Raw genomic sequence first — 26,766 nt, forward strand, 5'->3', positions numbered from 1 at the left:
CCCGTTCACGCAGCGCCTTACCACCGCTGCACCCTGCTATGAACGGCCTCACCTGGCTCCCTCGGCTCAGGTGAATTCTCAGGCGCCCTCGGGCGCCTTTTTTTGTGCCTTCAGATCAGCGGCCAATCCTGCAGGATCCGATAGCGGCCCTTGTGTGATTCGAACAGGGCGAAGCGTTCGGCACGCAGGAAAAACTCCGGTGGCGTAGCGGATTCCGGCTCCGGCGCGCGGTAGTCTCTAGCCAACGTCAGGTGCGGGCGAAACTCGCGGGGGGTCTCTTCAAAGCCAAACGGCAACATCGCCTGTTCCAGCCCGTAGACCAAGCGCAGCAACGCCTGCGGAGCCTGCTCCGGCGCCAGCGACAACACCCCGGCGCGATGCCAGACCTGCAAACGATCCAGCGAAATCTTCAACGCCTCTCCTGGCGTACGCACTTGCCCGGCCGCCTCGCAGACCTCGTTGATCTGCGCCAATGGCACCGCGCCGAGAAACAGCAGCGTCAGATGAAAATTGTCGGCCGGCACCGGTTTGCCGGTTCGCAACCCCAACTCCCCGCGCCATTGAGCAATCGCCTTGCGTTGCGCCGACGGGCAGTCGAGGGCGAAAAACAGCCGCTTCGCTTCATCGGTCATGGCCCTGCTCCCCTGTTCAAAGTGATCCGCCGGATTCTACACAGCCTGATCTGACGACTCGTGACAGGAAGCTATAGTTCAAGGATTGCCATCAACCGGAGGCCGCCATGCGCGAGGTCCTCAGCAAAGAACCGTGGTGGGCCCGACCGCCGCAACCCGGACAGGACGAAACCGAACTGGAATGGGGCTGGCTGGTGCATTACAGCGAGGGTGAGCCGCGTTTCGAGTTTGTCCGCGAACGCCCGACGGACGAGCAGATTCGCAACCGCAAAAGCTGCCGCATCACCCCCTCATCCGAGTGAACACAGGCATTTTTCACTCACCCTGTGGGAGCGAGCCTGCTCGCGAAGGCAGTGTGTCAGGCGACAAAAAGTTTATTGATACACCGCTTTCGCGAGCAGGCTCGCTCCCACAGGGTTTCGTGGCGAACCATGATTTTTTTGCCCATACCCGGATTTGCGCTGGCCTCAGGGCTCGATGAGGTATTGGAAGCCGCCGTAGATCATCCGCTGGCCATCGAACGGCATCGGGTTCACATCGGGCTGCATGCGCGGGTCCTCCATCATTTTTGCCATGCCGGCATCCCGGGTGGCTTTGTCCGGCCAGATCAGCCAGCCCGAGGCGACGGTTTCGCCTTCCTTGAGCTTCACCGCCATCGGGAACGAGGTGAGCTTGCCGTCCGGCACGTCATCTCCCCAGCATTCAGCAACGCTCAGGGCGCCGTACTCCTTGAACAGTACGGCGGCAATTTCGGCGTGCTTTTTGTACTGCTCACGATTGGCGGTTGGCACCGGCGCTACGAAAATATCGATGTAAGCCATGATCACTCTCCTTGCACGTTGGGTTCGATCTGCTGATTGGTCGATTGCGGTGGCCGCCATTCGACACGATCCACACCCAACCCGACCGACGGTTCATCGTCCCCACCCAGATTGCGCTCGACCTGCCCGGCGATGTGCAGCGTGCCGGCCATGACGCCGGTGGTCGGGTTCTGCACCAGCTTCAACCACGCCTTGTCGAAGGTGCTGCCCAGGCTGCTGCGGATCAGTGCCTCACTGTCGGGCCGGTCATTGGCCTGGATGATCGCGCGGATACCCGCCACACCGACCGAAATCAGGCCGCCAGCCAGTTTTCCGGCGGCGGCAGCGACCGCACTGGCAGCCCCGCGCGGGGCCATTTCCGCTTCCATCCGTTGGCTGGCGCGTTTGGCCACCGGCGCCATGCCGGCGTCCGTCGAGGCAATGCCCTTGGCGCCACCTTCGGTGTGAATCTTGTCGATCAGCGCGGCATAGGCCGGCAGCGTGTTCAGCGGCTCGGTACTGATGACCTGATACAGCGAAGCATTGCGCGCCGGCGGCGGGCCCAGCGCAATGGCGGGGACTTTCTGCAAGCGTCCGTTGAGCTGACCAACGGGCACACCATGGCGCTGGGCGATGAGCGGCATCTGCTGCGCCATCAACTGCGCATAGAACGCCGTCGCCTGGCCGAGAATCGCATCAGGATCGATCTCCACCGCCACCGGCGCCAGCACCCTTTCCTGATATTGCTCAAGCAGATACGCCGCCAGGCGCTTGGCCGACGCGTCCTGCTCGCCACCGGCATTGATCGTGTACCAACTGACCTTCATCGACAGCCATTCCTGGGTCCAGTAGCTGCTGAACCACGGGATGAAATTTTCTTCAGTTTGCTGATAGACCCGAGTGCGCCAATGTTCCATCGAACCACGGGCGAAGACTTTGACTTGCTCGGTGGACTGCTGCGAAGCGCTGACGATTTCCCGGTCGATCTGCTGCCAAGTGGCCGGCGAGACAAACACGGCCTGCGGCGCCGACACCGGCGCCCGCGCCGAGGTGGCGCAGCCGGCCAGCAACAACACTGCGGCGACGAGCAGCGCACGCGGGTTCACGGTTGAGGTTTCCTTTAAAAGGACGGAAGCAGATTTGAGTATAGGTGTGTGCGCAGGGCCGCTTGTCCGGTTTTGGCTGGTCTGGCGCCTTCGCGAGCAGGCTCGCTCCCACAGGGGAATGCGTTTCAACGTGGGAGCGAGCCTGCTCGCGAAGGCGCCATCAGCAACACCCCAAAAAACCCAACCATCACTGCCATCGATATTCACCATCGCCACGATTGCCTTCCGCCCACCGCCCATCAAAGGCACGATTGACTCATCCGAAACACAACGAGGAGTTCACAACATGATTCACACCCACGTCACACTCTCCGTGAGTTTCCCGGTGTTCGGCAGCAACTATTACGACCAGCACGCCGTGTCGCACAAGGCACAGGCACTGGTGTTCAACGAAGATTTCGAAGATCTGCTGATGCCCGCCGCGAGCAATCATTTCAGCAATGAAGTGGTCGGCCTCAACGATCAGTTCCGTTTTCTGAGCGACATTCTCGCCACCCATTTGCTGGACATCGAGGCCTCCGTGCCTGCGCGATCCAGCGTCCGGGCGAGCGCTCACTTTTAATTGCAACACGCACAAAAAAGCCCACTGGCCGTATCGGCGCAGTGGGCTTTTTCACATCAGGATTGCGCCGTTCAGCGCTTCCAGCACTCAGCGTAACGCGAGCAGACATTGTACTGCGCATCCATTTTGGCCATACGGTCGAGATGGCGTATGACGGTTTCGCCCATGACCTCCTTGGACGACTGGAAGTAGTACGTGATCATGCTGGTTTCCATGTCGGCCTGCACCGCATTGCCACGCTTGCCGGAAGTACCATCGACGGCGGACCATTCTTTCAAGCGCTTGTCGTCGATGCTGCGCAGACGTTTGCGATACTCGTTGCTAGACCGGGTGATCGCCTCGCTGGAAATCGCGGAACCCTCAATGTTGAACGCGTCTAGATTCTGACGGTACAGCGTCCAGTAATCGTCTGGCAGTTCAAAGCCCATTTTCGCCTTGCGCTCGCTGACCAGCGAATCGAGTTTTTCCGGCGTAAACGTCGTCGCGGCGCGCGTCTTCGCGTCGGACTTCAACACCACGAAGAGGCTGCCATTGACGATGCGGTCGATCATGACCGTCCGCTCCGGCGTATCCGGCAGCAGCACTGGCGGCTTGGGAAAGATCGGGTTGCGCCCGGCACAGGCCGCCAGCCCCTCGCGTTTCATCGGGAGCGGCGTGCGTACGTCCTTGCCATCGATGCGCTGCACGCGCTGCATCAGCGTCGAACACTGGCGGCCCTTGAGGTCGAAGGTCAGCTCATATTCTGTATCGCGCTGAGGTTTGAAGCTGAAACCCGACCCGCACACGGCATAACCGGTCTGGGTGTTGACCTTCAGGTACATTTCCTTGTCGGGCGGCAGCTTGATTTCCAGGTAGCTCTTGGCCTTTTCCGGGGGCGCCACGCTCATGCCGACCCGGCGCGCGCTGTCGACGATGAACAGGTTGTTGAGCAAGCCGGTGGTCTGGCCATCGCAATGCTCTGCATCGTAATAATCCACCGACGCGTTATCGGTGCTGGCGACAAAGCGCAGCTTGGCGGCATCAGGTGCGACCGAATCCTGATAGGTTCCCAACTGGGTGCACCCCGACAGCAGCAGGCCCGACAGAACTGCACTGATAACAACGGGTATACGGCGCGACAGCAAAGCCACAGACATGATCATCCTTGGGGGAGAAGGGGCAAAAAAAACGGCGATGCTACTTAATTGCCATCATTGCGTCCACTCCCCCGCGTCTGCGCGACTGTTCTGCTAATGGGGCGCGCAGAACTCAGTCAATCATCATCCCGATCACGGTAGTAACGACGCCCGTCGCGACGATCATCGCGGTCGTCCCAGCGCCGGTCATGGTCGTAATTGCGGCCATGATCGCGGTCGTAATGCCGGCCATGGCGGTGGTCATCATCAAAATCCGCGACACAGCCGCCGAGCAATACGGCGGCGGTCACGGTCAGCAGCATCGTTGTTGCGCGCTTCATTCAACACTTCCCTAAAACCAAGGTCTTGACGACGGAATCGGCCACGCTGCCCGCGCCTTCAGAACGCGGTGCGCGCAGCCGCAAATACGACCGGGTAAAACGCCGTTGATTCAGTGGCCACTAGCGACCGTTTGTCGCCCCGACCGCCGCAGCCAAACGGCGGCGTATTGCCACCTATACTGCTTGCAACCAAGCACCACGCAATGGATCTGCGCCCTCAATAACAACAAGCAGAGGTGGACCATGGTCTGGCAGCAAATCTACGATCCGTTCGGTAACCCGGTGATCTCCACGCTCATGGCCGCCGTACCGGTGGTGGTGATGCTCGCGGCGCTGGCGTTCTTTCATGTCAAAGCGCATCTGGCGGCGCTGCTGGCGCTGGCGTCCGCCCTGCTGATTTCGATTTTTGCCTTCGGCATGCCAGCGAGCATGGCGGGCTCTGCGGCGTTGTTTGGCGCGGCCAATGGCTTATTGCCGATCGGTTGGATCGTCCTCAACATCATCTTTCTGCATCGCCTGACCACCGAGAACGGTTCGTTCAAAGTGCTGCAGGATTCCCTTGCGCGCATCACTGATGATCGCCGTTTGCAGTTGCTGCTGATTGCGTTCTGCTTCGGTGCGTTTTTCGAAGGCGCGGCGGGGTTCGGTACGCCGGTGGCGGTGACCGGGGCGATTCTGATCGGTCTCGGTTTTTCGCCGCTGGCCGCGTCCGGTCTGGCGCTGATCGCCAATACCGCGCCAGTCGCATTCGGCGCACTCGGTACGCCGATCATCACGCTGGCCAAAGTTACCGGGCTGGATGAAATGGAACTGTCGATGATGGTTGGTCGGCAGTTGCCGTTTTTCTCGGTGCTAGTGCCGTTCTGGCTGATCTGGGCCTTCGCCGGGTGGCGCAAGATGCTGGAGATCTGGCCGGCGATTCTGGTGGCCGGCGTCAGCTTCGCGATCCCGCAATTTCTGGTGTCGAACTACCACGGCCCAATGTTGGTGGACGTGATCGCCGCGTTGATTTCCATGGCCTGTCTGACGCTGTTTTTGAAGGTGTGGAAACCGGCGACCATTCACACCTCGGCAGCGCTGTCTGGGCGCGTCGACAACTCCAAAGTCGAGGAGGAAAAAGTCACCGCCAGCGCCGCGTTCAGCGATCAGGCGCGCCCGGCGGTGATGCGTGCGTGGATGCCGTGGATCATCCTCACCGTGTTTGTGTTTGCCTGGGGCACGCAGGGCTTCAAGAATATGTTCGACACCCGTCCGGCGATTGATCCGGTCACTCAATCGGCCAAGCTTGATCCCGCCGGCAAACCGCTGCGCGAGGCCAACCCGATTTTCGCCCCGGCCGTGACGTTCACCAGCCTGCACCTGCAAATCGAAAAAGTGCCGCCCGTGGTTGCCGCGCCGAAAGCGGAAGAAGCGGTGTACAAATTCACCTGGCTCACCGCCACCGGGAGCGGGATTCTGCTGGCGGCGATTGTCGGCGGTTTGCTGATGGGCTATTCGATTCCGCAACTGATCAAGCAATACCTGCGCACGTTGTGGGTAGTGCGGTTTTCGCTGATCACCATTGCGGCGATGCTGGCGCTGGGGTTTCTCACGCGCTACTCGGGACTCGACGCGACCATGGGCCTGGCGTTCGCGGCGACGGGGATTTTCTATCCGATGTTTGGCACCTTGCTCGGTTGGCTCGGCGTGGCGCTGACCGGTTCGGATACGGCGTCAAACGTGTTGTTTGGCGGCTTGCAGCGGGTGACCTCGGAGCAGCTCGGGATCAGTCCGGTGCTGATGGCGGCAGCGAACAGTTCGGGTGGGGTGATGGGCAAAATGGTCGATGCGCAATCGATCGTGGTCGCCTCCACCGCCACCCGCTGGTATGGGCATGAGGGCGAGATTCTGCGCTATGTGTTCTTCCACTCGATTGTGCTGGCGATTCTGGTCGGCGGACTGGTGACGTTGCAGGCGTATGTGGCGCCGTTTACGCATATGGTGGTTGGCGGGCATTAGGGCGGCCGAACACATTCTCATGTGGGAGCGAGCCTGCTCGCGAAGGCGTCCGGTCTGCCAGTGAAGATGTTGGCTGTGCCGGCCTCTTCGCGAGCAGGCTCGCTCCCACAGGTTTCAAGTTGTGAATGAAATGGTGGTTACCACACAGATCCCTGTAGGCCTTCGCCTGCTCGCGATAGCGGTGTGTCAATCGCCACATTGCTCACTGGTCTATCGCTATCGCGAGCAGGCGAAGGCCTACAGTGGTTCTGTGTTGGCCAAGCGATTAATGAGCTGCTTGCATAACTCTATAGCGCAAATCCGCAAAAACCTTTTCCTCTCTCCAGTAGTCACTCCTTAACGAGACCGGCGATGACGCTGGCTGCCCGCTTGGGCCTTCTACGACCCTGCTGCCCTGATGAAGAGAGAAAAGGAATCGAACCATGACGATTTCCCGACGCAGATTTCTGATCCTCGGCGCCGTGACCGCCACCGCCTTCGCGATGCCGCCGTTTATCAGCCTCAAGGCCTACGCGGCCAATCTGGAGCAACCGGCCATGAGCAAAGTGACGATCAACGTCAACGGCAAGCCGCGTGCGCTTGACGTCGACACCCGCACCACCCTCCTTGATGCCTTGCGCGAACACCTGCACCTGACCGGCAGTAAAAAAGGTTGCGACCACGGCCAGTGCGGCGCCTGCACGGTGATCGCCGATGGTCGACGGATCAATTCCTGCCTGACCCTGGCGGTGATGCACGAAGGCAGTGAGATCACCACCATCGAAGGTCTCGGCATGCCCGACAAGCTGCACCCGATGCAGGCCGCGTTCATCAAGCACGACGGCTATCAGTGCGGCTATTGCACGCCGGGGCAGATCTGCTCGGCAGTGGCGGTGATCAAGGAAATCCGCGATGGCATTCCCAGCCATGTCAGTGAAAGCCTCACCGAGGCGCCACGGTTGATTGCCAGTGAGTTTCAGGAGCGCATGAGCGGCAATATCTGCCGCTGCGGCGCTTACTCGAACATCATCGAAGCCATCACTGAAGTCGCGCAGGTGCAATCATGAGACCGTTCAATTACAGCCGCGCCGACTCCCCCGCCGCGGCCGCCGCACAAGCTGCGCAGGTCGAAGGTGCGCGGTTTATCGCTGGCGGTACCAACCTGCTCGATCTGATGAAACTCGACATCGAAACGCCGTTGCACCTGATCGATGTCAATCACCTCGGCCTGGATCAGATCGAAGCCACGCCAGAAGGCGGACTGCGCATCGGCGCGCTGGTGCGCAATACCGATCTGGCGGCTGATCAGAGGATCAGAAAAGACTACGCCCTGCTCTCCCGCGCTTTGCTCGCTGGGGCTTCCGGGCAGTTGCGCAACATGGCCACAACCGCCGGCAACCTGCTGCAACGCACGCGCTGCCCGTACTTTTACGACACAAATCAAGCCTGCAACAAACGCCAACCCGGCAGCGGTTGTGCAGCGATTGGCGGGGTCAGTCGGCAGTTGGGGATTATCGGCGTCAGCGACGCGTGCATCGCCACGCACCCGAGTGACATGGCGATCGCCATGCGCGCCCTCGATGCGCAGATTGAAACGGTAAAACCCGATGGCACGACCCGCAGCATCGCCATGGCCGATTTCCATCAGTTGCCCGGCACCACGCCGAACATCGAAACCAGCCTGACACCCGGCGAATTCATCACCTCGGTGACGCTGCCCGCACCGCTTGGCGGCAGCCACGTTTATCACAAAGTGCGCGATCGCTCGTCCTACGCGTTCGCCTTGGTGTCGGTCGGTCTGATCCTGCAAAAGGACGGCAGCGGCCGCATCGCTGTCGGCGGTATCGCGCCGAAGCCGTGGCGGGTTGAAGCCGCCGAAGCGTTGCTGCCCCAAGGCGCCAAAGCCGTCAGCGCACGCCTGCTCGACGGCGCCACGCCAACCCACGACAACCAATTCAAACTGACCCTGGTCGAGCGCACGCTCGGTTCGGTGTTGGCGCAAGCGAGGGATGAAGCATGAAATTCGACACGCCCGCCACCACCAACCCGATCGACCAGTTGAAGGTCATCGGCCAACCCACCGACCGCATTGAGGGACAGCTGAAAACCAGCGGTCAGGCGCCATTCGCCTATGAACAACATGAAGCGGTGGCCAATCAGGCTTACGGCTTTATGGTCGGCTCAGCCATCGCCAAAGGCCGGATCAACAACATTGATCTTGAACAGGCGAAAGCCGCGCCCGGCGTGCTGGCCATCGTCACCGCCGCCAACGCCGGCAAACTGGGCAAAGGTAAATACAACGCCGCACATTTATTGGCCGGGCCGGAGATTCAGCACTACCACCAGGCTGTCGCACTGGTAGTCGCCGAGACGTTCGAGCAAGCCCGTGCGGCTGCGCAGATGGTCAAGGTCGATTACGTCGCCGCCAAGGGCGAATTCGATCTGGCCAGCGTGCGCGACCAAGGCGTCGAGCCGAAAGACGAATTGCCCGACGTCAGCCACGGTGATTTCGCCAAAGCGTTCGCCGCCGCGCCGGTGCAGTTCGATCAGACCTACACCACGCCGGATCAGTCCCACGCGATGATGGAGCCGCACGCCACACTGGCGGCGTGGAAAGGCGATCAACTGACCTTGTGGACATCCAATCAAATGATCGCCTGGAGCGTCGGTGACATCGCCACGACGCTCGGCTTACCCAAGGAAAAGGTGCGGCTGATTTCGCCCTACATTGGCGGTGGTTTCGGCGGCAAACTGTTCGTGCGCGCCGATGCGATCCTTGCCGCCCTCGGTGCGCGGATGGCTGGCAGGCCGGTGAAGGTCGCCCTCGCCCGCCCGCAGATCGCCAACAACACCACCCACCGCCCGGCGACGATTCAGCGCATTCGCATGGGCGCGACAGCGGACGGCAAACTCACGGCGATTGCCCACGAGGGCTGGTCGGGCAACTTGGCTGAAGGCAAGGTCGAGGTCGCGGCGCAACCGAGTCAGTTGCTGTACGCCGCCGAGAACCGGCAGGTCAGCATGCGTCTGGCGCCGCTGGATCTACCCGAAGGCAACGCCATGCGTGCGCCCGGCGAAACCCCGGGGCTGATGGTGCTGGAAATTGCCATGGACGAGATGGCCGAACAGCTCAAACTCAATCCGATCCAGTTCCGCATTCTCAACGACACACAAGTCGACCCGGTGAAAACCGAGCGGCCGTTTTCGCAGCGGCGCCTGATCGAATGCCTGCAGACCGGTGCCGAGAAATTCGGCTGGGACAAGCGCAATGCGCAACCGGGAACACGTCGAGAAGGTCGCTGGCTGATTGGTATGGGTGTCGCGGCGGCAATCCGCAACAACCTGCTGGTCAAGTCCGGTGCGCGGGTGCGGCTGGAGCGCGATGGCAAAATCACTGTTGAAACCGACATGACCGATATCGGCACTGGCAGTTACACGATCATCGCGCAAACCGCCGCCGAAATGATGGGCGTTGGCTTGAAGGATGTGAGCGTGCATCTGGGCGATTCTAGCTTCCCGGTGTCGGCAGGCTCCGGCGGGCAATTTGGCGCCAACTGCTCGACCGCCGGGGTGTACGCCGCGTGCATGAAACTGCGTGAAGCGGTGGCGGGCAAGTTGGGTATGGCGGCGGATCAGGCGGAGTTTGTCGACGGTCAGGTACGGCTCGGCAGCAAGAGCGTGCCGTTGCGCAATGCGGCTGAAGGCGGCGCACTGGTCGGCGAGGACAGCATCGAGTTCGGTGATCTGGCCGAGAAATATCAGCAGTCGACCTTTGGTGCGCATTTCGTTGAGGTGGCGGTGGATGCCGCGACCGGTGAAGTGCGTGTGCGTCGCATGTTGGCGGTGTGCGCGGCCGGGCGGATTCTCAACCCGAAAGCGGCGCGCAGTCAGGTGATCGGCGCGATGACCATGGGCGTCGGTGCGGCGTTGATGGAAGAGCTGGCAGTGGACAAGAAACTCGGCTTTTTCGTCAATCATGATCTGGCCGGGTATGAAGTGCCGGTGCATGCCGACATCCCGCATCAGGAGGTGATTTTCCTTGATGAGACCGATCCGGTGTCTTCGCCAATGAAGGCCAAGGGTGTTGGTGAATTGGGGATTTGCGGGGTCAGTGCGGCGGTGGCGAATGCGATTTACAACGCTACGGGGGCTAGGGTGCGGGAGTATCCGATCACCCTCGATAAAATCCTCTCTTCACTGCCGGAGATGATCTAAACGCCTGAAAAGAGCCCCTCACCCTAGCCCTCTCCCAAAGGGAGAGGGGACCGATTGGGGGATATTCAGGAGCTGCGCCGACTTGAACGTCCTGCTGTGAATCCATAATCGACACAGCCATTTCAGGTCGATGGATAGCGCAAGACACCTCGGTCGGCCCCCTCTCCCTCCGGGAGAGGGCTGGGGTGAGGGAAGCGCTTCACTCGGAACGCGAATACTTGCAGTGGTCTAATTTCCCCGGACACCCCGATAGGTGGAAAATACATCTATCGAGGAGTTATTCATGACTAAAAAACGCAGGGCATTCGACGACAGCTTCAAGCTGCAAGTCGTGAAGATGATCAAGGATCAGGGACTGACTGTTGTGCAGGTTTGCCAGGATCTGAACATTGGTGAGACAGCCGTTCGACGCTGGGTTCAGCAATACGAGGCAGAGCAACTGGGGCAGGCCGGAATCGGCAAGCCATTGACGGCAGAGCAACAGCGCATCCGGCAATTGGAACAGGAAAATCGGCAGCTCAAGGTGGACAACGACATCTTAAAAAAGGCTACCGCCTTCTTTGCCCGCGAGCTGAAGTAAGGTATCGACTGGTTCGGCAGCTGCAACAGAAGGCTTACTCAGTGGCACATGTCTGTCGGTTGCTGAGCATCAGTCGTTCAGGCTTCTATGAGTCTCAGAAGCGTGCTGATGCGCCTGTTCGGCAGAGTTGTCCTGTTCTTGTGCAACTCAAGGCGTCTTTCGCCGAGAGTGGAGGCTGCTACGGCAGCCGCCCTTTGCGCGACGCTTTGCGCGGTAAAGGCATGCTTGTCGGGCTGTATAAAATCCGTCGATTGATGCGGGCTAACGGACTGCGTTCAGCCTGGAAGCGCAAGTTTGTACACACAACCGATAGTAATCATGACCTGCCGATTGCAGAGAATGTACTGAACAGAAAATTTGATCCAGTAGCGCCAAACAAGGCCTGGGTAGCCGACATCACCTATATCCGCACCCGCAGTGGCTGGTTGTATCTGGCCGTGGTATTGGACTTGTTCTCGCGCAAGATAGTGGGCTGGTCGATGGCTCCGAACATGCCGGCAGAGCTGGTGTGCACCGCGATGCAACTGGCTATCGCGCAGCGTCAACCGCCGCCAGGCTTGATTGCCCACTCAGATCGGGGTAGCCAATATGCGAGTGCAACTTACAGAGAATTACTGGCAAGAAACGACATGCAGCAGAGCATGAGCCGTAAAGGTAATTGCTGGGACAACGCAGTGATGGAGCGCTTCTTTTTGAGTTTGAAAATGGAGCGGGTATGGCGCCGTGACTACGCGAACCACGCTGAAGCGATCCGCGACATCACCGAGTACATCGTTGGGTTTTACAACAACGAACGGCTGCACTCGAAACTGGGATATCTGCCACCGACCGTTTATGAGCGAGCGATGGCGTCAAAAACACCTATCGAGGTGTCCGGAATTAGTTGACCACTGCAACTGCTCATCACTCACCTGCTCCATCCAATCCACTACTTTGCCATCCAGTACTTCAGCGATAGCGATATGGCTCATCGCCGTGGTGGGCGCTGCCCCGTGCCAATGCTTGGCTCCCGGCGCGATCCACACCGTATCGCCAGGGCGAATCTCACGCACCGGTTGCCCCCACTCCTGCACAAACCCGGAACCGGCCGTGACGATCAATGTCTGCCCTAACGGATGGGTATGCCACGCTGTACGCGCCCCTGGCTCAAACGTCACCGTCGCGCCACTGACTCGCGCGTCTTCAGTGCCTTTGAACGGCCCATCGACACGGACAGTGCCAACGAACCAGTCCGCCGGGCCTTTGGCCGAAGGTTGCGAACCATTGGGCGTGACCGTCACACGCGGGGATTCATTGGCCTGCACCTCACCTGCCAGCAGGGAAAGGGTCAACGCAGAAGCGGCAATCGGGTTCATGGCAATTCCTCCAGATAATCAATGCCACTACTTTACCCAGCCAAACTCTTCCGATAATCGACTAGAATTCAAAAAAACTTATGCAGGACACTCATCAATGCTTCGGGAAAACGCCACCGATCTGCTCGCCTTCCTCGCCGTGGCCCGCGAACGCAGTTTCACCAAAGCTGCCGCCAAACTCGGCGTTTCTCAATCGGCACTGAGCCATACCATCCGCGCACTCGAAGCGCGTTTGGGCCTGCGCCTGCTGACCCGTACCACCCGCAGCGTCTCGCCCACCGAAGCCGGCGAACACCTGCTGCAAACCATCGGCCCACGCTTCGAAGAAATCGAAGTGGAACTCGCCGCCCTGAGCAACCTGCGCGACACCCCGGCCGGCAAGATCCGCCTCAACGCCACCGACCATTCGCTGGATTGGCTGCTGCGCCCGGTGCTCAAAACCTTTCTGCCCCAGTACCCGGACATCAGCGTCGAGGTGAGCTGCGACTATGGTTTCGTCGACATCGCCGGCCAGGGTTTCGACGCCGGCGTGCGTCTGGGCGAAGACGTCGCGCAAGGCATGATCGCCACCCGCATCGGCCCGGACATGCGCATGGCTGTAGTCGGCTCACCCGCCTATTTCGCCAAACGAACCCCGCCGCAAACGCCACGCGACCTGACCGAGCACGCCTGCAACAACCTGCGCCTGCCCACCAATGGCGGGTTGTACAGCTGGGAGTTCGAGAAGGATGGCGAAAGCCTGAAAGTGCGGGTCGCCGGACAGATCACCTTGAACGGCGTCTACCCGTTGCTGGATGCCGCATTGGACGGTTTCGGGCTCAGCTACATCCCGGAAAACATCGTCGCGCCGTATCTGGCGGATGGCCGTCTGCTGCAAGTGCTGGAAGACTGGTGCCCGACGTTTGCCGGTTATCACCTGTATTACCCGAGCCGGCGCCAGGCGGCACCGGCGTTTGCGTTGTTGCTGGAGGCGTTGCGCTATCGCGGTTGAGCACCGTCTACGAGATCGATCAACCCAGCAACGCAATCAACTGATGCCGTTGCGCATCGGTGAGCATCGGCCCGAACCCGGCCTTGGCGTTGTCGGCCATGTAACGCGGATTGCCCGTGCCGGGTATCACGCAAGTCACCGCCGAATGCGAAAGCAGAAACTTCAACGCCAGTTGCGGCCAGCTGTTGACCTGCACATCCGACACCCAGCCCGGCAGCGGTTTGCCTTTGAGCCGCGCCAGCAGTCCCCCGCCGCCGAACGGCCGATTACAGATCACCGCTACACCGCGTTCGCGGCACAAAGGCAGAATGCGTTTTTCCACGCCTCGATCATCGAGGGCGTAGTTGATTTGCAGAAAATCCAGTTGTTCGGCCTTCAGCAGCGCTTCGACTTCCTCGTAGGCCGAGGGCGTGTAATGGGTGATGCCGATGTAACGGATACGCCCCTGTTCTTTCCAGTCGCGCAGGGTCGGCAGGTGGGTTTGCCAGTCGAGCAGGTTGTGGATCTGCATCAGGTCGATGCGTTCGGTGCGCAGCAGGCTGAACGACTGCTCCATCTGCGCAATGCCTTCCTTGCGCCCGCGCGTCCACACCTTGGTCGCCAGAAACGCCGGCGAGCGTGGTTCGTGGATCGACAGCAGTTCGCCGGTGGTCTGTTCGGCACGGCCGTACATCGGTGAACTGTCGATCAGCGTGCCGCCCTTGGTGAACAGCTCATCGAGCACTGCCGGTAGTTGCCGATAAGCCGGATCACCGGGGGCGACATCGAAACCGCGATAGGTGCCCAAGCCCACGATGGGTAGCAATTCGGAGCTGGACGGGATGGCGCGGGTCTGCATGGCGTGGCCTCCGGTGGTCGCGGGCGTCGTCGCGGTGGCCAACGCCCGATCAAAGGTGAAGACCGCCGAAACCCCGGCAGCCAGCGTGAGCAATCGGCGACGGGAGTAACCCTCAGTGTGGCTCATGCTGGTTCCCCTGCTGCGTGGATCTGTTGCCTGTTGTGTGTGCGAGCGGCCCGGTTGCAGGGCTGGACTACACTGCGACAGCGATCCTTCACACACCGTTAAAAGTAGCCGAATGTCCCGAACCCTGATGTCACTCGTCGCATTGATCGTTGCCGTGTACCTGGTGCTGTGTGCGGCGCTGTTCTTTTTTCAGCGCTCGCTGATCTATTTTCCGCAGCCCAATGCCGTCAACACCGCTGATTCCCGGATAACCCTGTCGATGCCGGATGCGCAGGTTTCGGTGGTCACCCGCGAGCGTGTCGGGCCGCGGGCGCTGATCTATTTCGGTGGTAATGCCGAGGACGTGTCGCACAATCTGCCGGAGTTTGCCGAGGCATTTCCGAAATACGCGGTGTATCTGCTCAACTATCGCGGCTTTGGTGGCAGCAGTGGTTCACCGTCCGAAGCGGCGATTGCCGAGGATGCCTTGGCGCTGTTCGATCAGGTGTACGCCAGCCACCCGCAGATTTCGCTAATTGGCCGCAGCCTGGGATCGGGCGTCGCCGTGCGTCTGGCCAGTCAGCGACCGGTGCAACAGCTGATTCTAGTGACGCCTTACAACAGCCTCGAAGAAATCGCGGCGCAGCAATATCCGTGGGTGCCGGTGAAATGGTTGCTCAAGGATCGCTTCGAATCCGGCAAATACGCCGCGCATATCCGCGTGCCGACTTTGCTGCTGGCGGCCAGTGACGACGAGGTGATTCCGCGCGCCAGCACGCAGCGTTTGCTGGAGAACTTCCCGCAAGGCGTGGCGGTGCTCAGGGTGGTGCCGGATTCGGGGCATAACTCGATCTCGGATCGTGCGCAGTATTTGCAGTGGATGGGGGATGTGTTGAATCGGTGAACCAAGTCCCGATTCCCCAGTCCTACTCGCGCCGCTTTCTGCGGTTCACTCAACTTTTGCGCTGTCCTCCTTCAGAGCTGCCCGTCTCATGCGCCACGCCGTTCGTTCGTCTCGCTTGGTTTCGCTGTGCCTGCTGATCCTTTCGCCGCTGTTCGCTGAAACCGCCCTTGCCGGTGCGGAGCGGCAACTGGTGGCTGCCATCAACGACTACCGTGCCCATCCGCAACGCTGTGATCGACGCCCGGCGCAACGGCTCGCACCGTTGGCGCTGAAGTCGAACCTGGCCTTGCCGATCGGTTATCGCTACGCCGGGGGCATGCGCGAAGCGTTGAAGTCGTCCGGTTATTCCGCCGTGGCGGTGCGCAGTATTCGTGTGATCGGCGCCGAGGACGCCGAAGAGGCTTTCGACCTGCTGCAAGACGAGCACTGCGCCGCGCTGCTGGATGCGAGCTACGCCGACATCGGCGTCAGTCGTTCGCGCAATGAATGGCAAGTGGTGTTGGCGCAACCGGTGCTCGACAGCCGCGTTGGCGATAACCGCAGCGTCGGCAAGGCCTTGCTCGCTGAGGTCAATGCCGCGCGCGCCCGGCCACGGATGTGCGGACGCCAGCGCTTCGCCGCCGCCCGGCCATTGAGCTGGAACGCCGCGCTGGGCGCCGCCGCACAGGGGCATAGCAAAGCCATGGCTTACGGCAACTACTTCGCCCACCGCGATCCGGACGGCGACATGCCCGCCGATCGCGCCCGCGCGGCCGGCTATCGCGGTCGGCAAATTGGCGAAAACATCGCCGCCGGACAGAGTTCACCGGGCAAGGCCATGGCCGGATGGCTGGCCAGCCCCGGGCATTGCGCCAATCTGATGAACCCGATGTTTACCCAGGTCGGCGCCGGGTTTGCCAGTGAGGCACGCAGTGATGAAGGGGTTTACTGGACGATGGTGTTTGGTGCGCAGTGATTGATCGCACAAGCCCCGGTTTCAGGTCTTCCTTGCGCAATATTGACGGCGATACAACGGCTATCGCGGCCCATCACATTTTCATGACGCTGTGGTGACGGCAAAAAGATCGCAGCCTCCGGCAGCTCCTGCACAGGATTGATGGTTTCCCTGTAGGAGTTGCCGAAGGCTGCGATCTTTTGATCTTCAAGCCGCCCGCTGCCCTCCCGCGACCATCGCCGAAGCCGCCAGCATCGCCCGCAACAACACCGCGCACCCCGCCGCCAGATCATCCGGCGCGGCGTTCTCGATTTCGTTGTGGCTGATGCCGCCTTCGCACGGCACGAAAATCATCCCGGCCGGGCCGAGTTCGGCGAGGAAAATCGCGTCATGGCCGGCGCCGCTGACGATGTCCATATTCGACAAGCCAAGCCCTTTCGCCGCGCCGCGCACGGCTTCCACGCAGCCTTTTTCGAAGTACAGCGGCGGGAAGTCAGCGGTCGGGGTCAGTTCATAAGTCAGACCGTGTTCTTCACAGGTGGCGTCGATGACTTGCTTCACCTCGGCAATCATCGAGTCCAGACGCGCCGGTTCCAGATGACGGAAATCGAGGGTCATGCGCACTTCGCCGGGGATGACGTTGCGCGACCCGGGATAGGCTTGCAGGCAGCCGACGGTGCCGCAAGCATGCGGTTGGTGGCCAAGGGCGGCGCGGTTGACCGCACCGACGATCACCGAGGCGCCGACCAGTGCATCTTTGCGCAGGTGCATTGGCGTCGGGCCGGCATGCGCCTCGACGCCGCGCAGCTTGAGGTCGAACCACTTCTGCCCCAATGCACCGAGAACCACGCCGATGGTTTTCTGCTCATCTTCGAGGATCGGACCTTGTTCGATGTGCGCCTCGAAATACGCGCCGACCTTATGCCCGCTGACCTTGCGTGAACCGGCGTAGCCGATCGCATTGAGCGCTTCACCCACAGTCACGCCGTCAGCATCGACTTTGGCGAGGGTTTCTTCGAGGGTGAATTTCTCCGCAAACACGCCGGAGCCCATCATGCACGGGGCGAAGCGCGAGCCTTCTTCGTTGGTCCAGACCACCACTTCCAGCGGCGCTTCGGTTTCTACACCGAGGTCGTTGAGGGTGCGCAGGACTTCGACACCGGCGAGCACGCCGAAGCAGCCGTCGAACTTGCCACCGGTGGGTTGGGTGTCGATGTGGCTGCCGGTCATTACTGGTGGCAGGTTGGGATTGCGCCCGGGGCGACGGGCGAAGATGTTGCCGACGGCATCGACCGTGACGCTGCAACCGGCGTCCTTGCACCATTGCACGAACAGGTCGCGGGCCTGGCGGTCGAGATCGGTCAGGGCCAGGCGACAGACACCGCCCTTGACCGTGGCGCCGAGTTTGGCCAGTTCCATGAGCGACGCCCATAAGCGGTCGCGGTTGATGTGCTGATGGGTCGATTGCAGAACGTCTACGGCTGCGTTCATGGGGATCTCCTCAGTGCTGATACCGATAGTTCCCACGCTCTGCGTGGGAAATTATCCATGGACGCTCCGCGTCCGCTGTTGGGACGCGGAGCGTCCCGGGCTGCATTCCCACGCAGAGCGTGGGAACGATCATGTGTTACACCGCTGTTTTAACGGCAGAGGGCTGCGCGCGCATCACGCACAACCCGTAATAAATAATCCCGCCCAGCGCCGAGCCGGTGAACCAGCCATAGCTGTAGAACCAGCTGAACGCATCGCTGCCCAGCGACAGCAAGGTCAGCACCACCGGCACCCCGAACGCGATAAACCCGGCCCAGTTCCACGCTGGATAGACGTCGTCGCGGTACAACCCGGCCAGGTCCAGTTGCTGTTTCTTGATCAGGAAATAGTCCACCACCATGATCCCGGCGATCGGCCCGAGCAGGCTCGAATAACCCAGCAGCCAATTGGAATACACGGTTTCCAGGCTGACATCGGAGACGATCAAACCGAGTTTTTTCAGCAGTTCATGGCCCATCAACAACAGCCCGACAACTCCGGTCAGCAACACCGCTTTGGTGCGGTTGATGACCTTGGGCGCGATGTTCTGGAAGTCATTGGTCGGCGAAACAATGTTGGCGGCGGTGTTGGTCGACAGCGTGGCGATGATGATCAACGCCATCGCCACCGCCACCCACACCGGGCTCTGGATATGCCCGATCAGAGTGACCGGATCGGAGACGGTCACACCGACCAGTTTCACCGACGCGGCAGTCATGATCACGCCGAGGGACGCGAACAGAAACATGGTCAGCGGCAGGCCGAAAATCTGCCCGAGGATCTGATCTTTCTGGCTTTTGGCGTAACGGCTGAAGTCCGGAATGTTCAGCGACAACGTCGCCCAGAAACCGACCATCGCGGTCAACCCGGCGGCAAAGTAACTCACCACACTGGCGCCCTCCGGACGCTTGGCCGGAATCGCCAAAAGTTCGGTCATCGACACATTGGGCATCGCCCACACCAGCAGACCGATGCCGACCGCCACCAGCAACGGCGCCGACAAGGTTTCCAGCCACTTGATCGACTCGGCGCCACGAATCACCACCCACAGGTTCAGCGCCCAGAAGATCATGAAGCCAATCACCTCCCCCGTGCCGCCGAGGGATTTCCAGCCCTCGAAAATCGAGCCGAGAAACAGGTGAATGGCCAACCCGCCGAACATCGTCTGGATACCGAACCAGCCACACGCCACCAGTGCGCGGATCAGGCACGGCACGTTGGAGCCGAGAATGCCGAACGACGAGCGCAGCAGCACCGGAAATGGAATGCCGTACTTGGTGCCGGGAAACGCATTGAGCGTCAGCGGGACCAACACGATGATGTTGGCGAACAGAATTGCGAGCAGCGCTTCACCAACAGTCAGGCCGAAGTACGCGGTGAGCACGCCACCGAGGGTGTAGGTCGGCACGCAGATCGACATGCCGACCCACAGCGCGGTGATGTGCCATTTGTTCCAGGTTCGTTCGCGCACCTTGGTCGGTGCCATGTCGTGGTTGTAACGGGGACTGTCGAGGACGTCGCTGCCGGCTTCAAGCTCGAACAAGCCGTCGCGCTCGGTCACTTGCGATCTGATCTGTTGCATGGCCGCTCCACTGTTCTTCTGATTATTTTTTTGCTCATCAGGCGGCTTGCACACGAGGGTGCGAGCCGGACGATGGCCGGAGGAACTGACAACTTTCGCGCACCGGCCATGGTGTCAGCGGCGGCATCAATAAACGTGCCGGGTAACCCGCTAGCGCATCGGGCGGTGTTTCAAACGCTGTGCAACTTTCTGATATTCATCAGTTTTAATTATTCACCGGATGAGTTCGCGGAAACTTGTCTGGGTGCTCAGGCTAAACACTTGGCAAGTTGTCCGAACAGACAGGACTCAATCTGGTGCACTGCATTTATTTTCATCGTGAGCGAGCAACCGCAGCTCAACTTCAAGCGGCTGATTTCACATAGGAAATCTTGCTCATATTTCCATCCTGTCAAGTGCGTCAAAATGGTGAACGGCCTCACCATTTTGGTGATTTACAGTTTTTATCGTTATTTTTCATACACTTAAAACAGTCATAAGCTTATAAAAAATAATCTTGATCTATTGCAAATCTGCGACTAGCTTCTATTCCTGACAGCGCTGACAGGAATACGACCTGTAACGCTGTACATCAATAAAACATCTAGAACCGGCACAAGTCGGTCAATGCCTGCGAGGAACTCGGAATGTCTCTGTTGATCCGTGGCGCCACCGTTGTTACCCATGATGAAAGTTATCGCGCCGACGTCTATTGCGCCGACGGCGTGATCAAAGCCATCGGTGAAAACCTTGATGTTCCCGCCGGCGCCGAAGTCCTCGACGGCAGCGGCCAATACCTGATGCCCGGCGGCATCGATCCGCACACCCACATGCAACTGCCGTTCATGGGCACCGTGGCCAGTGAGGATTTCTACAGCGGCACAGCGGCCGGTCTGGCCGGCGGTACCACGTCGATCATCGACTTTGTGATTCCCAATCCGCAGCAGTCATTGATGGAAGCGTTTCATCAGTGGCGCGGCTGGGCGGAAAAGTCCGCCTCCGACTATGGCTTCCACGTCGCCATCACCTGGTGGAGCGAGCAGGTGCGTGAGGAAATGGCCGAGCTGGTCAGCCATCACGGCATCAACAGCTTCAAGCATTTCATGGCCTACAAGAACGCGATCATGGCTGCCGATGACACGCTGGTGGCGAGTTTCGAGCGCTGCCTGGAACTCGGCGCGGTGCCGACCGTGCATGCGGAAAACGGTGAATTGGTTTATCACCTGCAACGCAAGTTGATGGCCCAAGGCATCACCGGGCCGGAAGCGCATCCGCTGTCGCGTCCGTCGCAGGTTGAAGGTGAAGCGGCGAGCCGAGCGATTCGTATTGCCGAAACCATTGGCACACCGCTGTACCTGGTGCACGTTTCGACCAAAGAGGCCCTCGACGAAATCACCTATGCGCGCAGCAAGGGTCAGCCGGTGTACGGCGAAGTGCTGGCCGGGCATTTGCTGCTCGACGACAGCGTCTATCAACACCCGGACTGGCAGACCGCTGCCGGTTACGTGATGAGCCCGCCGTTCCGCCCGCGCGGTCATCAGGAAGCACTGTGGCACGGGCTGCAAAACGGCAATCTGCACACCACCGCCACCGACCACTGCTGTTTCTGCGCCGAGCAAAAAGCCGCCGGGCGCGATGACTTCAGCAAGATTCCCAACGGTACGGCGGGTATCGAAGATCGCATGGCGGTGTTGTGGGATGAAGGCGTCAACAGTGGACGTTTGTCGATGCAGGATTTCGTCGCCCTCACCTCCACCAACACCGCGAAGATTTTCAATCTCTATCCGCGCAAAGGCGCGATTCGCATCGGCGCCGATGCCGATCTGGTGCTGTGGGATCCGCAAGGCACCCGCACCATTTCCGCCAAGACCCACCATCAGCAGGTGGATTTCAACATCTTCGAAGGCAAGACCGTGCGCGGCGTGCCGAGCCATACCGTCAGCCAGGGCCGGGTGGTCTGGGCCGATGGCGACCTGCGCGCCGAGCGCGGTGCCGGGCGGTATATCGAACGGCCGGCGTACCCGGCGGTGTTTGATTTGCTGAGCAAGCGGGCTGAGTTGCACCGGCCCACTGCTGTGAAACGCTGATCCCCAGAAGATGATCGTTCCCACGCTCTGCGTGGGAATGCAGCCCGTGACGCTCCGCGTCACTGGACGCGGAGCGTCCCTAGAGGCATTCCCACGCAGAGCGTGGGAACGATCAAAAACCAATGCCCATCAGAGGCAGCACCTCAAATAACCGTGAGGCACAAAACCGTGATCGAGACCCTCAACCATCTCCCCCACCCGCACGAAAGCGCGGCCGCCCTCGCCGGGCATTTCACCGATCTGGCGCCGCCGCTCAATGATCGGCAGGCGCATCTGGAAGCCGCGCGCTGCCTGTATTGCTACGACGCGCCGTGCGTGAATGCGTGCCCGAGCGAGATCGACATCCCGTCGTTCATCCGTAATATCCATCAGGACAACGTTCCGGGTGCGGCGCAAAAAATCCTCTCGGCGAACATCCTCGGTGGCAGTTGCGCCCGAGTGTGTCCGACCGAAATCCTTTGCCAGCAAGCCTGCGTGCGCAACAACGCTCAGGAATGCGCGCCGGTGCTGATCGGCCTGCTGCAACGCTACGCCGTGGACAACGCACACTTCACCGAACATCCGTTCCAGCGCGCCGCCGCTACCGGTAAACGCATTGCCGTGGTCGGCGCCGGGCCGGCCGGTTTGTCCTGTGCACATCGCAGCGCCATGCACGGGCATGACGTGGTGATTTTCGAAGCACGGGAGAAGGCTGGTGGTCTCAATGAGTACGGGATCGCCAAGTACAAACTGGTCGACGACTACGCGCAGAAGGAGCTGGATTTTCTCCTGCAGATTGGCGGCATCGAGATTCGTCACGGGCAGAAGCTCGGCGAGAATCTGACGCTGAGCGAACTGCATCAACAGTTCGACGCAGTGTTCCTCGGCCTCGGCCTCAACGCCAGCAAGCAGCTCGGTTTGGCCCATGAAGATGCGCCGGGCCTGCTCGCTGCCACCGACTACATCCGCGAACTGCGACAGGCCGATGACCTCACGCAACTGCCTTTGGCCGAGCGCTGCATCGTGCTCGGCGCCGGCAACACGGCGATCGACATGGCCGTGCAAATGGCTCGCCTCGGTGCTCGCGACGTCAATCTGGTGTATCGCCGTGGCGCGGCGGACATGGGCGCCACCGGTCATGAACAAGACATCGCCAAAGCCAATCAGGTACGCCTGCTGACCTGGGCGCAACCGGAAGAGGTGCTGCTCGACGATCATGGCCACGTGCGCGGCATGCGTTTCGCCCGCACCGATCTGGTCGACGGTCGCCTGCAAACCACCGGCGAGACCTTCGAACTGGCCGCCGATGCGATCTTCAAAGCCATCGGCCAGTCCTTCGACGGCAGCGCCCTCGCCGACCCGCTAGCCCGCGAACTCAAGCGCCAGGGCGAGCGCATTCAGGTCGACGAAAACCTGCGCACCAGCATCCCCGGCGTATACGCCGGTGGTGACTGCACCAGCCTCGATCAAGACCTCACCGTGCAAGCCGTGCAGCACGGCAAACGCGCCGCCGAGGCGATCAACGTTCAACTGATGCTTAACGTGGAGGCTGCGTAAATGGCCGATCTGTCGATTGTCTTCGCTGGCATCAAAGCGCCGAATCCGTTCTGGCTGGCCTCCGCGCCACCGACCGACAAAGCCTACAACGTCGTCCGCGCTTTCGAAGCGGGCTGGGGTGGCGTGGTCTGGAAAACCCTTGGGGAGGACCCGGCCGCGGTCAACGTGTCGTCGCGTTATTCGGCGCATTACGGCAATAACCGTGAAGTGTTGGGCATCAACAATATCGAACTGATCACCGACCGTTCGCTGGAGATCAACCTGCGCGAAATCACTCAGGTGAAGAAGGACTGGCCGGATCGCGCACTGATTGTTTCGCTGATGGTGCCGTGCGTCGAGGAGTCGTGGAAACACATCCTGCCGCTGGTCGAAGCCACCGGTGCTGACGGCATCGAGCTGAACTTCGGCTGCCCGCACGGCATGCCTGAACGCGGCATGGGTGCGGCGGTCGGTCAGGTGCCGGAGTACGTCGAGCAGGTGACGCGCTGGTGCAAGACCTATTGCTCGCTGCCGGTGATCGTCAAACTGACGCCGAACATCACCGACATCCGCGTCGCCGCCCGCGCCGCCCATCGCGGTGGCGCCGACGCGGTGTCGCTGATCAATACGATCAACTCGATCACCAGCGTCGATCTGGAGCACATGGTCGCCCTGCCCACCGTCGGCAGCAAAAGCACCCATGGCGGTTATTGTGGCTCGGCGGTGAAGCCGATTGCGCTGAACATGGTCGCCGAAATCGCCCGCGATCCAGAGACGCAGGGCCTGCCGATCTGCGGCATTGGCGGCATCGGCAGTTGGCGCGATGCGGCGGAATTCATGGCGCTGGGCAGCGGCGCAGTGCAGGTGTGCACGGCGGCGATGCTGCATGGTTTTCGCATTGTCGAGGAGATGAAGGACGGGCTGTCGCGGTGGATGGACAGTCAGGGTTACGCCAGCATCGCTGAATTTTCCGGGCGTGCAGTGGGCAATACCACGGACTGGAAGTACCTCGACATCAACTATCAGGTGATCGCGAAGATTGATCAGGAGGCGTGCATTGGTTGCGGGCGTTGCCACATTGCTTGCGAGGACACTTCACACCAGGCGATCGGCAGTCTGAAGCAGGCGGACGGCACGCATAAATATGAAGTGATTGATGAGGAGTGTGTGGGTTGTAACTTGTGCCAGATCACTTGTCCGGTGGCGGATTGCATCGAGATGGTGCCGATGGAGACTGGCAAGCCGTTTCTGGACTGGAATCATGATCCGCGGAATCCATATCACGTTGCGGTCTAGATTGCCGACTGATCCAACAGCCCCCTCACCCTAACCCTCTCCCAAAGGGAGAGGGGACTGATTGGGGGATATTGGCGAGATGCACCGACTGAAAGATCGGTTCTGAATCCATAATCGATACAGGGCACAAACTCGGAAGGCTTTAAATCCATAATCGACTGGATTTTTCAGGTCAACGTAGCCCGCAAGACACCTCGGTCGGCCCCCTCTCCCTCCGGGAGAGGGCTGGGGTGAGGGTCTGCTTCTAGGGCTCCAGCCCGATCCCACGCAAAATCACACTCGTCACCGTCTGCACCGCCCGCTCAAACTGCATGTCCGACAACGGCTGATGTTCATTCAGAATATTCACCTGATGATCAAAGTCGGCATAGTGTTGGGTCGACGCCCAGATCATGTACAGCAGACTCGACGGCTCCACCGGCAGAATCCGTTTATCCTCGACCCACTGGCGAATCTTCGCTTCCTTCATCTTCGCCCAGTCATACAGGCTGACATCCAGCGCCTCGCCCAACGTTGGCGCACCGTGGATGATTTCGTTGGCCCAGACTTTCGAACCATACGGCCGACTGCGCGAGTGATTCATCTTGGCGCGGATGTAACTGCTCAGCACCACGCGCGGATCGTCGAACATTTCGAAGCACAGCGCGTCCTGTTTCCACACTTCCAGCAGGTCGAACAGCACCGCACTGTACAGCTCGCTCTTGGTTGAGAAGTAGTAATGCAGGTTGGAGCGCGGCAATTGCACTTCAGCGGCGATGTCCGCCATGGCGGTGCCGCCGAAGCCTTTTTCGGCGAAGACTTTTTCCGCCGCCAGGAGGATTTTCTCGACGTTATTGCGACGAATCTCGATCTTGTGATTGCCCATGAGGGCTCCCTGACAACAGCGTTGCCCAAGACTAGCATCCGCTCTGGTCCGCGGGCGACCGCTGCAAACAAAACTTCGTACTGGCGTGAGCGGATGGCTAAACTGACGACTCTTTGATCCTGCCTCAGAGGTATTTGCGATGCTGTTCAAGAACGCCATGACTGCCACTGCCCTGCTCGCTTCGCTGTTCGCCGCATCTTCGGTATTTGCCCACGCCCACCTGAAAAGCCAGACCCCGGCGGCCGACAGCACCGTCGCCGCACCCGCCGATTTGCGCCTGACCTTTTCCGAAGGCGTGGAAGTCGAGTTAACCAAAGTCACCGTGACACACGATGGCGCACCGGTCGTGCTCAAACCCTTGAGAACCGAGAGCGACAAGAAAACCCTGATCGTCACCCCCGTCGCACCACTGACGGCCGGCGAATACAAAGTCGAATGGCGCGCGGTGTCGGTGGATACGCACAACAGCGAAGGCGCCTATCAGTTCAAGGTGGGTCAGTAATTCATGAGTGAAGCGCTGGTGCTGTGCCGCTTTGTGCATTTCATCGTGGTGTTGATGCTGTTCGGGGCCTGGCTGTTCAGGCCGTTGCTGCTCAAGGATGAAGCGCTGCAAGTGGACCGGCACCTGGCGCGACTGGCGCGTTGGCTGGCTGTCGTGGCGCTGCTCAGCGGGATTGTCTGGGCACTTTTGATAACTGCGAGCATGGCCGGCTCGGCTACGGCGGCGTTTGATCCGGACACGGTTGCGCTGGTGCTGGGCCATACGTTTTTTGGTCAGGTGTGGCGTTGGCATCTGCTGATCAATGCCGCGCTGCTGGCCTTGTTGTTCACACCTTGGCGCTCGAGCATGCCGTTGCGGTTGGGCTTGAGCGGCTTGCTGCTGGCGACCCTCGCACCGGTCGGGCATGGCGCCATGCTCGATGGTTTGAGCGGGCAATTGCTGATTCTCAACCAGATCGTTCATCTGACCTGCGTGGCGGCGTGGTTGGGCGGGTTGTTGATGCTGGTGCTGATTTTGCGTCAGCCGACGGAGCCGATGCGTGATGTTTTGCGGCGCTTCAGCGGGATCGGTTATGCGCTGGTCGCGGGGTTGCTGATCACCGGTTTGATCAATGTGCGCGTGCTGACCGGCCAGTGGTGGCCGACGCCGTTGTTCAGCGGGTTTGCGTTGATTCTGTTGATCAAGGCGCTGATCGTGCTGGGAATGCTTGGGCTGGCGCTGTTCAATCGCTTGAGGATTGATGATTGCGAACAGCGCATGGGCGCGCTCAGGCGCAGTGTGATGCTCGAATGGCTGCTGGGCATTGGCGCGGTGGCGGCCGTCTCCCTGCTCGGCACCCTGCCCCCGATGACCGCTGGATAAACACAGTTCAAATGTGGGAGCGAGCCTGCTCGCGAAAGCGGTGTGTCAGATAAAGAAATGTGACTGATACGACGCTTTCGCGAGCAGGCTCGCT

25 protein-coding genes are annotated in these 26,766 nt (G+C 60.4%); 15 read left to right on the forward strand and 10 right to left on the reverse strand.

From position 1 onward, the window contains the following. Positions 1–110: 110 nt before the first annotated feature. The gene (gene thpR / locus PspS49_RS17910) at positions 111–632 is read right to left on the reverse strand and encodes an RNA 2',3'-cyclic phosphodiesterase (RefSeq protein ID WP_127928704.1); all 522 of its coding nucleotides are present in this window, start codon (positions 630–632) and stop codon (positions 111–113) included. Positions 633–739: 107 nt separating this feature from the next. Between thpR and PspS49_RS17915 the strand changes: the two genes are divergently transcribed. Beyond that, positions 740–934, forward strand: a complete 195-nt coding sequence (locus tag PspS49_RS17915; protein ID WP_160040827.1) for a hypothetical protein — start codon at positions 740–742, stop codon at positions 932–934. A 165-nt stretch (positions 935–1,099) separates the two neighbouring features. Here the strand turns inward: PspS49_RS17915 and PspS49_RS17920 are convergent, their stop codons facing one another. Both PspS49_RS17920 and PspS49_RS17925 read right to left on the reverse strand, forming a co-directional pair. After that, on the reverse strand, positions 1,100–1,453 hold the full coding sequence (locus tag PspS49_RS17920; RefSeq protein ID WP_095118352.1) for a DUF1428 domain-containing protein: 354 nt from the start codon (positions 1,451–1,453) through the stop codon (positions 1,100–1,102). A 2-nt stretch (positions 1,454–1,455) separates the two neighbouring features. After that, complete coding sequence (locus tag PspS49_RS17925; protein WP_160040829.1) at positions 1,456–2,538, reverse strand: hypothetical protein; 1,083 nt, start codon at positions 2,536–2,538, stop codon at positions 1,456–1,458. A 286-nt stretch (positions 2,539–2,824) separates the two neighbouring features. Between PspS49_RS17925 and PspS49_RS17930 the strand changes: the two genes are divergently transcribed. Further along, positions 2,825–3,100, forward strand: coding sequence for a hypothetical protein (locus tag PspS49_RS17930; RefSeq protein WP_160040831.1), 276 nt, complete (start codon positions 2,825–2,827; stop codon positions 3,098–3,100). 71 nt (positions 3,101–3,171) lie between these two features. Here PspS49_RS17930 and PspS49_RS17935 read toward each other — a convergent pair whose 3' ends face one another. Together PspS49_RS17935 and PspS49_RS17940 are read right to left on the reverse strand one after the other, a co-directional pair. Next, entirely contained in the window at positions 3,172–4,236 is a 1,065-nt protein-coding gene (locus tag PspS49_RS17935) for a hypothetical protein (RefSeq protein ID WP_127928710.1), read from the reverse strand. A 116-nt stretch (positions 4,237–4,352) separates the two neighbouring features. Continuing rightward, entirely contained in the window at positions 4,353–4,556 is a 204-nt protein-coding gene (locus tag PspS49_RS17940; RefSeq protein WP_007918829.1) for a hypothetical protein, read from the reverse strand. A gap of 243 nt (positions 4,557–4,799) precedes the next feature. Between PspS49_RS17940 and PspS49_RS17945 the strand changes: the two genes are divergently transcribed. From PspS49_RS17945 to PspS49_RS17965, 5 genes are all read left to right on the forward strand, one after another. Continuing rightward, entirely contained in the window at positions 4,800–6,554 is a 1,755-nt protein-coding gene (locus PspS49_RS17945; protein ID WP_160040833.1) for an L-lactate permease, read from the forward strand. Between the two features lie 422 nt (positions 6,555–6,976). Beyond that, positions 6,977–7,600, forward strand: a complete 624-nt coding sequence (paoA, locus tag PspS49_RS17950; protein ID WP_160040835.1) for an aldehyde dehydrogenase iron-sulfur subunit PaoA — start codon at positions 6,977–6,979, stop codon at positions 7,598–7,600. Beyond that, a complete protein-coding gene (locus PspS49_RS17955; protein ID WP_150750837.1) occupies positions 7,597–8,553 on the forward strand; it encodes a xanthine dehydrogenase family protein subunit M in 957 nt (318 codons plus the stop codon). The genes paoA and PspS49_RS17955 overlap by 4 nt, the downstream gene beginning before the upstream one ends. Then, positions 8,550–10,748 (forward strand): aldehyde oxidoreductase molybdenum-binding subunit PaoC, encoded by a 2,199-nt coding sequence (gene paoC / locus PspS49_RS17960; protein WP_160040837.1) that lies wholly within the window; start codon positions 8,550–8,552, stop codon positions 10,746–10,748. Before PspS49_RS17955 ends, paoC begins: the two co-directional genes overlap by 4 nt. Positions 10,749–11,031: 283 nt before the next feature. Further along, positions 11,032–12,215 (forward strand): IS3 family transposase gene (locus PspS49_RS17965; RefSeq protein ID WP_202982094.1). Its coding sequence is split into 2 segments (ribosomal slippage): positions 11,032–11,296 and positions 11,296–12,215, totalling 1,185 coding nucleotides; the frame shifts between segments, so codons are not numbered across the junction. Here PspS49_RS17965 and PspS49_RS17970 read toward each other — a convergent pair. Continuing rightward, positions 12,180–12,683 carry a cupin domain-containing protein gene (locus PspS49_RS17970; RefSeq protein ID WP_160040839.1) on the reverse strand — a complete coding sequence of 168 codons (504 nt, stop codon included), beginning with the start codon at positions 12,681–12,683 and terminating at the stop codon, positions 12,180–12,182. The two genes, PspS49_RS17965 and PspS49_RS17970, sit on opposite strands and share 36 nt — an antisense overlap. Before the next feature lie 97 nt (positions 12,684–12,780). Between PspS49_RS17970 and PspS49_RS17975 the strand changes: the two genes are divergently transcribed. Continuing rightward, positions 12,781–13,674, forward strand: a complete 894-nt coding sequence (locus tag PspS49_RS17975; protein ID WP_150750834.1) for a LysR family transcriptional regulator — start codon at positions 12,781–12,783, stop codon at positions 13,672–13,674. 19 nt (positions 13,675–13,693) lie between these two features. Here the strand turns inward: PspS49_RS17975 and PspS49_RS17980 are convergent, their stop codons facing one another. Beyond that, entirely contained in the window at positions 13,694–14,638 is a 945-nt protein-coding gene (locus tag PspS49_RS17980; RefSeq protein ID WP_174245067.1) for an aldo/keto reductase, read from the reverse strand. Positions 14,639–14,750: 112 nt separating this feature from the next. Between PspS49_RS17980 and PspS49_RS17985 the strand changes: the two genes are divergently transcribed. Together PspS49_RS17985 and PspS49_RS17990 are read left to right on the forward strand one after the other, a co-directional pair. Next, a complete protein-coding gene (locus PspS49_RS17985) occupies positions 14,751–15,521 on the forward strand; it encodes an alpha/beta fold hydrolase (protein WP_160040841.1) in 771 nt (256 codons plus the stop codon). 88 nt (positions 15,522–15,609) lie between these two features. Continuing rightward, on the forward strand, positions 15,610–16,476 hold the full coding sequence (locus PspS49_RS17990; protein ID WP_127928727.1) for a CAP domain-containing protein: 867 nt from the start codon (positions 15,610–15,612) through the stop codon (positions 16,474–16,476). Positions 16,477–16,662: 186 nt separating this feature from the next. Here PspS49_RS17990 and PspS49_RS17995 read toward each other — a convergent pair whose 3' ends face one another. Both PspS49_RS17995 and PspS49_RS18000 read right to left on the reverse strand, forming a co-directional pair. Next, positions 16,663–17,946 carry a Zn-dependent hydrolase gene (locus tag PspS49_RS17995; protein ID WP_160040843.1) on the reverse strand — a complete coding sequence of 428 codons (1,284 nt, stop codon included), beginning with the start codon at positions 17,944–17,946 and terminating at the stop codon, positions 16,663–16,665. A gap of 136 nt (positions 17,947–18,082) precedes the next feature. Next, positions 18,083–19,567 (reverse strand): NCS1 family nucleobase:cation symporter-1, encoded by a 1,485-nt coding sequence (locus tag PspS49_RS18000; protein ID WP_160040845.1) that lies wholly within the window; start codon positions 19,565–19,567, stop codon positions 18,083–18,085. Between the two features lie 626 nt (positions 19,568–20,193). Here PspS49_RS18000 and hydA point away from each other — a divergent pair. The 3 genes from hydA (at position 20,194) to preA (ending at position 24,444) form a co-directional block, all read left to right on the forward strand. Further along, positions 20,194–21,633 carry a dihydropyrimidinase gene (hydA, locus tag PspS49_RS18005; RefSeq protein ID WP_150750830.1) on the forward strand — a complete coding sequence of 480 codons (1,440 nt, stop codon included), beginning with the start codon at positions 20,194–20,196 and terminating at the stop codon, positions 21,631–21,633. 168 nt (positions 21,634–21,801) lie between these two features. Next, positions 21,802–23,169 (forward strand): NAD(P)-dependent oxidoreductase, encoded by a 1,368-nt coding sequence (locus PspS49_RS18010; RefSeq protein WP_160040847.1) that lies wholly within the window; start codon positions 21,802–21,804, stop codon positions 23,167–23,169. Continuing rightward, positions 23,170–24,444, forward strand: a complete 1,275-nt coding sequence (gene preA, locus PspS49_RS18015) for an NAD-dependent dihydropyrimidine dehydrogenase subunit PreA (RefSeq protein WP_137216458.1) — start codon at positions 23,170–23,172, stop codon at positions 24,442–24,444. A 244-nt stretch (positions 24,445–24,688) separates the two neighbouring features. Here preA and PspS49_RS18020 read toward each other — a convergent pair whose 3' ends face one another. Next, on the reverse strand, positions 24,689–25,309 hold the full coding sequence (locus tag PspS49_RS18020) for a TetR/AcrR family transcriptional regulator (protein WP_007919317.1): 621 nt from the start codon (positions 25,307–25,309) through the stop codon (positions 24,689–24,691). 139 nt (positions 25,310–25,448) lie between these two features. Here PspS49_RS18020 and copC point away from each other — a divergent pair, with 139 nt between their 5' ends. Together copC and copD are read left to right on the forward strand one after the other, a co-directional pair. Then, positions 25,449–25,811, forward strand: a complete 363-nt coding sequence (copC, locus tag PspS49_RS18025; protein WP_127928742.1) for a copper homeostasis periplasmic binding protein CopC — start codon at positions 25,449–25,451, stop codon at positions 25,809–25,811. A 3-nt stretch (positions 25,812–25,814) separates the two neighbouring features. Continuing rightward, positions 25,815–26,672, forward strand: a complete 858-nt coding sequence (gene copD / locus PspS49_RS18030; protein ID WP_160040849.1) for a copper homeostasis membrane protein CopD — start codon at positions 25,815–25,817, stop codon at positions 26,670–26,672. The last annotated feature ends 94 nt before the right edge of the window (positions 26,673–26,766 follow it).

The sequence above is a fragment of the Pseudomonas sp. S49 genome (assembly GCF_009866785.1).
GTDB lineage: Bacteria > Pseudomonadota > Gammaproteobacteria > Pseudomonadales > Pseudomonadaceae > Aquipseudomonas.